Annotated in this window: 6 protein-coding genes; 5 read left to right on the forward strand and 1 reads right to left on the reverse strand. The window is 69.6% G+C overall.

Features of this window, described 5'->3' with window-relative positions; genetic code table 11:
- Nucleotides 1-180: 180 nt before the first annotated feature.
- Nucleotides 181-1,380: a cysteine desulfurase-like protein gene (locus tag ABT324_RS32830; RefSeq protein ID WP_351185633.1), complete on the reverse strand. Its 1,200-nt coding sequence runs from the start codon at nt 1,378-1,380 to the stop codon at nt 181-183.
- A 249-nt stretch (nt 1,381-1,629) separates the two neighbouring features.
- Between ABT324_RS32830 and ABT324_RS32835 the strand changes: the two genes are divergently transcribed.
- The 5 genes from ABT324_RS32835 to ABT324_RS32855 all read left to right on the forward strand — a co-directional run.
- Nucleotides 1,630-2,163: a bacterial proteasome activator family protein gene (locus ABT324_RS32835; RefSeq protein ID WP_351185636.1), complete on the forward strand. Its 534-nt coding sequence runs from the start codon at nt 1,630-1,632 to the stop codon at nt 2,161-2,163.
- 195 nt (nt 2,164-2,358) lie between these two features.
- On the forward strand, nt 2,359-3,210 hold the full coding sequence (gene wzm / locus ABT324_RS32840; protein WP_351185639.1) for a galactan export ABC transporter permease subunit Wzm/RfbD: 852 nt from the start codon (nt 2,359-2,361) through the stop codon (nt 3,208-3,210).
- 14 nt (nt 3,211-3,224) lie between these two features.
- Nucleotides 3,225-4,043: a galactan export ABC transporter ATP-binding subunit Wzt/RfbE gene (gene wzt, locus ABT324_RS32845; RefSeq protein ID WP_351185642.1), complete on the forward strand. Its 819-nt coding sequence runs from the start codon at nt 3,225-3,227 to the stop codon at nt 4,041-4,043.
- Complete coding sequence (glfT1, locus tag ABT324_RS32850) at nt 4,040-4,954, forward strand: galactofuranosyltransferase GlfT1 (RefSeq protein ID WP_351185645.1); 915 nt, start codon at nt 4,040-4,042, stop codon at nt 4,952-4,954. The genes wzt and glfT1 overlap by 4 nt, the downstream gene beginning before the upstream one ends.
- Nucleotides 4,955-5,170: 216 nt before the next feature.
- Nucleotides 5,171-6,183, forward strand: a 1,013-nt coding sequence (locus ABT324_RS32855) for an arabinosyltransferase domain-containing protein (protein ID WP_351185648.1), incomplete at its 3' end; no start/stop codon positions are given.

Here is a 6,183-nt window from a genome sequence, read left to right on the forward strand (position 1 = left end):
CCCACGCAACCACCTCGTGAGCGGCAACGGTGGCCCAAGCAACCATCCCCACTCACGACCCCACGCAACCACCTCGTGAGCGGCAACGGTGGCCCAAGCAACCATCCCCACTCACGACCCCACGCAACCACCTCGTGAGCGGCAACGGTGGCCCACACAACCATCGCCACTCACGAGTGGTTAGGTGAGTTCGGCGACGGCGCGGATGAGCTGGTCGACCTCGTCGGCATTGGTGTAGTGGGCCAGGCCGACGCGGACCGCGCCGCCGACCTCGCCGACACCGAGGACCGCGAAGACACCGTGGGTGCCGGGGTCGGCGAAGGCGCAGACCCCGCGCTCCGCGAGGTGCTCGACCGCGTCCACCGCCTTCACCCCGGAAACCGTGAACGCCATCGACGGAACCCGGCGCATCGCGTCGCCGATCAGCATCACGTGGTTCATCCGGCGAAGCCCGTTGGTCAGGTTCGCCAGCAGCCCCGCCTGGTACGACTTCACCGAGCCCAGCGAGGTCAGCAGCCGCTCCCGGCGCGGCCCCACCGCGGCGTCGTCCAACCCGGCCAGGTAGTCCACCGACGCCACCAGCCCGGCCAGCAGCGGGTAGGCGGGCGGACCGAGCTCCATGCGCTCCGCACCGCGCGCGCCGGGCTCCAGCGCCACCGACGGGAGCTGGTCGAGCATCGCCGCGTTCTTGAACACCAGCGCGCCCACCGGCGGCCCGCCCCACGCGGAGGCGTTCACCGCCACCACGTCGGCACCCATCGAGGTGATGTCCAGCGGGACGAACGGCGCCGCCGCCGAGGCGTCCACCACGACCAGCGCGCCGTGCTCGGCCGCTGCTTCCGCGGCCTGCCGCACGTCCGGCCGGGTGCCCACCGCGCCGGAGGCAGCGGTGATCGCCACCACCTTCGTGCGCGGGGTGACCAGCTCCTGGTACTGCCAGGTGGGCAGCTCGCAGGTCTCGATGTCGACCTCGGCCCAGCGCACCGTGCCGCCGGAGCGCTGCGCCACCCGCTGCCACGGCGCGACGTTGGCCGGGTGGTCCAGCCGGGAGACGACCACGTCGTCACCGATCATCCAGCCATCACCCAGCGCGTCGGCCAGCCGTTGCAGCAGGACGGCGGAGTTGGGACCGAGCACCACCCCGGCCGGGTTCGCCCCGACCAGGTCAGCAATTGCGCGACGGGCGGCTTCCACGATCGCCTCGGCGCGCTGCGAGGCGGGGAAGATCCCGCCCGGACCGGATACCGGGGCCCGCAGCGCCGTCGACGCCGCGGTCGCCACTTGTTCAGGAACCTGCATGCCTGCCGGGGCGTCCAGGTGCACCCACCCGTCGCCGAGCGCGGGGAAGAGCCCGCGAACCGCCGCGACGTCGAACGCCATGGGGAACACGTTACGTACGGGGCGGGCGGTACCGGCTGCCGGGTGGTCGATATCGCACCACTTCGTCACCCGTGTGCCCGGCCGGGTGACGTGGTGTAATCGAGCGCCCGTCCCCGACCTCCCGCCGTCGCGGCGGTGCCCGACCAGGCGGGGCGGGTCCGGGAACGGGCCGCGACCTGTGGCGGACCGAACAGGTCGGCACCGGTCGTCGCGCACTCGAAGCGTCCCGCAACGCGCCAGGATGGAGACATGACCCGCGAAGACAGTGAGGGCAGGCCGCAGGTGTTCGTGGTCGGCGAGGACGGCAAGCCGCTCGGCGCCATGGCCGAAGGCGAGCAGTCCGAGCGCGGCGAGGACATCAACGAGCTGGTCGAGCAGCCCGCCAAGGTGATGCGCATCGGCACCATGATCAAGCAGCTGCTGGAGGAGGTCCGCGCGGCGCCGCTGGACGAGGCCAGCCGCAGCCGCCTCAAGGAGATCCACCAGTCCTCCATCCGCGAGCTGGAGCAGGGCCTGGCCCCGGAGCTCATCGAGGAGCTGGAGCGGCTGTCGCTGCCGTTCGCCCAGGAGTCCACCCCGTCGGACGCGGAGCTGCGGATCGCCCAGGCCCAGCTGGTCGGCTGGCTGGAGGGGTTGTTCCACGGCCTGCAGACGGCGCTGTTCGCCCAGCAGATGGCGGCCCGCGCCCAGCTGGAGCAGATGCGCCGCGGCCTGCCGTCGGGCGGCGCTGCCGGAGGCGACGACCACGGCGGCCACACCCGCGGTACCGGCCAGTACCTGTGAGCCACCCCGGCGACCGGTGTTCGCAGTTTCAATTGAAACTGCGAACACCACCCACGGGCTTTCGCAGTTTCAATTGAAACTGCGGCCCCTCGGGGCGGGTCGCGCACAGCGCGTGGGGTGCCGTTCCGGGCGGTTGCGCCGTGGAGTGATGCCCTGGCCCGGAGTGCACTCCACCGATCGGTACTCTGACGCACTGTGCAGTCCACGAGCACGGTAGACCGCCCCCCGGCGCCCCCGGAAACTTCGTCGCGAAGCTGGCGCAAGGCAGCCAAGGACCTCAGCGACGGATTCTCGCAGCGCCAGCTTTGGGCGCACCTCGGTTGGCAGGACATCAAGCAGCGCTACCGCCGGTCAGTACTCGGCCCGCTGTGGATCACCATCGGCATGGGCGTCACCGCCGGTGGCCTCGGCCTGATGTACTCGACGATCTTCGGCCAGGACCCGGCCAACTACGTGCCGTACATGACCGTCGGGTTCATGATCTGGTACTTCATCCAGGGCTGCCTGCTGTCCGGTACCGAGGTCTTCATCCACAACGAGGGCCTGATCAAGCAGCTCCCCGCACCGATCAGCGTGCACGTGCTGCGCACGGTGTGGCGGGAGTTCCTGCTGTTCCTCCACAACCTCGTCGTCTACCTGATCATCCTGGTGATCTTCCAGCCGCCGGTGACCTGGACCGTGATCACCGCGATCCCCGCGTTCTTCCTGCTGCTGCTCAACGGCGGCTGGGTGGTGCTGCTCTTCGGCGTCGCCAGCACCCGGTTCCGCGACATCCCGCCGGTGGTGGGCAGCTTCATGCAGCTGCTGTTCTTCATGTCGCCGATCGTCTGGCCGATCGACGTGCTGGAGCAGAACGCCGGGCCGCGCGCCTGGTTGGCCCAGCTCAACCCGATCTACCACTTCGTGGAGATCGCGCGGGCTCCGATGCTGGGCACCGACCAGTCCTGGCACCACTGGGCCGTCGTGCTCGGGTTCACCGTCGGGGGTTGGCTGCTGGCGCTGTTCGTCATGCGCAACTACCGCGCACGTGTCGCCTACTGGGTCTGAGTGAGGTCCGAACTGTGGTCAGCATTGACGTCTGGAACGCAGCGGTCGACTTCCCGATCTTCGACGCGAAGTCCCGCTCGCTGAAGAAGGCCGTGCTCGGCAAGGCCGGCGGCAAGATCGGCACCGACAGCCGGGTGCCGATCATCGAGGCGCTGCACGACATCGACCTGTCGCTGCGGCACGGCGACCGGGTGGCCCTGGTCGGCCACAACGGTGCCGGGAAGTCCACCCTGCTGCGGTTGCTCAGCGGCATCTACGAGCCGACCCGGGGCAGCGCGCGGGTGGTCGGCAAGGTCGCGCCGGTGTTCGACCTCGGCGTGGGCATGGACCCGGAGATCTCCGGCTACGAGAACATCATCATCCGCGGCCTCTTCCTGGGCATGTCCCGCAAGGAGATGGAGAAGCGGATCGACGACATCGCCGAGTTCACCGAGCTCGGCGACTACCTGGCGATGCCGCTGCGCACCTACTCCACGGGCATGCGGGTGCGGCTGGCGCTGGGCGTGGTGACCTCGATCGACCCGGAGATCCTGATCCTGGACGAGGGCATCGGCGCGGTGGACGCGGAGTTCCTGGAGAAGGCGCGCGACCGGCTCAACGACCTGGTCAAGCGGTCCGGCATCCTGGTCTTCGCCTCGCACTCCGACGAGTTCCTGATCGAGCTGTGCAGCAGCGCCATCTGGATGGACAAGGGCGGCATCCGCGAGCAGGGGTCGCTGCGCGAGGTCCTGACGCACTACAAGGGGTACGACCCCTTCGAGCACCTCAGCGAGGAAACCCTGGCCCGGATCGGCGAGTCCGCGGCCACGATCGGGAGCAAAGAGGGCGCATGAGCACCGACTCCGCACAGCAGCTGCCTGCCGGGTCCGTAGTCGCGGTGATCGTCACCAGGCACCGTCGCGAGCTGCTGGCCGAGTCCCTGAAGGTCATCGCGAGCCAAACCCGGCTACCCGATCACCTGGTGGTGGTCGACAACGGGCCGGACCAGTCCGCCGAGGACGTGGTGGCGGACTGCGCGATCCCGTCCACCTACATCGGTTCGCAGCGCAACCTGGGCGGTGCGGGCGGCTTCGCGCTCGGCATGCTGACCGCGCTGTCGCTGGGCGCCGAGTGGGTGTGGCTGGGTGACGACGACGGCCGCCCGGCCGACGAGCACGCGCTGGAGACGCTGCTGGACGTCGCCACCAAGCGGCGGCTGGCCGCGGTGTCGCCGGTGGTGGTCAACATCGACACTCCGGACAAGCTGGCGTTCCCGCTGCGCCGCGGGCTGACCTGGAAGCGGCGGGTCAGCGAGCTCGGCGACGGCGACTTCCTGCCGGGCATCGCCTCGCTGTTCAACGGCGCCCTGTTCCGCGCCTCGACGCTGGACGTGGTGGGCGTGCCGGACTACCGGTTGTTCTTCCGTGGTGACGAGGTGGAGATCCACCGGCGGGTGCTGCGCTCGGGGCTGCCGTTCGGCACCACGCTGAAGACCCGCTTCCTGCACCCGGACGGCTCGGCGGAGTTCAAGCCGATGCTGGGTGGCCGGTTCCACGCGCAGGACCCGTCGGACGCGAACAAGCGCTACTACACCTACCGGAACCGGGGATACCTGCTGTCCCAGCCGGGGATGCGCAAGATCGGCGCGCTCGAGGTGGTCCGCTTCGGCCTGTACTTCGTGGGCCAGAAGCGCGACCCGAAGGCCTTCAAGGAATGGCTGCGCCTGGTCCGCCAGGGGCAGCGGGAGCGGTTCTTCCGCCGCTGACGGGTCGTGAGTGCGTAACAGTGTTCGAACACTGTTACGCACTCACGACCCCACGCGCGGCGGGGTGGCGATCCGGTCACCCGGTGGTCACGAAAGACTGAGAGTGGCCTGAGAGCAACCTGAGTCCGCAGCTCACGGGGTCGGCCGAGGTGTTCCTCTGCACACCCGCGGAACGCACCGAATGGGCCCGGACCAGCAACTACTATTCTCCACCCCGTGCTCAGTGGCCAGGAGGAAAGCCGCCGAACGGACGATGCGTCGGCGCGCACCGAGACGAACCCGCACCCGTCCGCGAAGCGGCTCAAGCTGTTCGCGACGGTCTTCGGCCTGCTCGGCACAGTGCTCGCCCTGGCGGTGCCCTTCCTCCCCGTCAACTACGACATCACCACGCTGAAGTGGCCGACGGCGGAGGGCACCAAGTCGGTGTCCGCACCGCTGATGAGCTACTCGCCGGTGTGGCTCAAGGCCGACGTCTCGTGCGCCTCGGCGCACAGCCTCGACGAGCGCACCAACGGCCCCGGCACCCTGCTGAGCACGAACCCGCCGTCGTCGGACTACGGCAACCTGACCGGGCTGGTGCTCCAGGTGGACAACAACCACCTGACCCTGCTCAACAAGGGCCAGCAGATCGGCACGGTGCCGCTGCCCGAGGGCGACTGCACCATCGCGCTGCACTCCGACGCCTACGAGACCACCGCCACCGTCGGCACCGAGTCGCTGGCCAAGCTGACCGGTGACCAGCGCCCGCAGCTGACCGGCATCTACTCCGGCCTCAACGAGACCATCGACGACGTGCGCGGCCTGTCCTTCGAGGCCCGCGTCGACAACCGCTACGAGAGCCAGGCGACCGCCATCAAGCTGGCCACGATGGCGCTGGCCGTGGCGGCGTTCATCGGCTCGGTGGTGTGCCTGCGGCGGCTGGACGTGCGCGCCGGGCGCCGTCCCCCGAAGTGGGCCCCGGCTGGCTGGTGGAAGCCGACGTTCCGCGACGCCTCGGTGATCGGGGCGCTCGTCGTCTGGTGGGCCATGGGCGCCATGACCTCCGACGACGGCTACATCCTGAACATCGCGCGGGCGCGCGAGAGCTTCGGGTACGTCAGCAACTACTACCGCTGGTTCGGCGGTCCAGAAGCCCCGTTCGGGTGGTTCTACGAGCTGTACGCGCTGTGGGTGCAGGTCTCCACCGCGACGCCGTGGGTGCGGTTGCCCGCGCTGCTGATGGGCATCGT

The organism is Saccharopolyspora sp. NPDC000359 (genome assembly GCF_040300525.1).
In the GTDB taxonomy this organism is placed as follows: Bacteria; Actinomycetota; Actinomycetes; order Mycobacteriales; family Pseudonocardiaceae; genus Saccharopolyspora.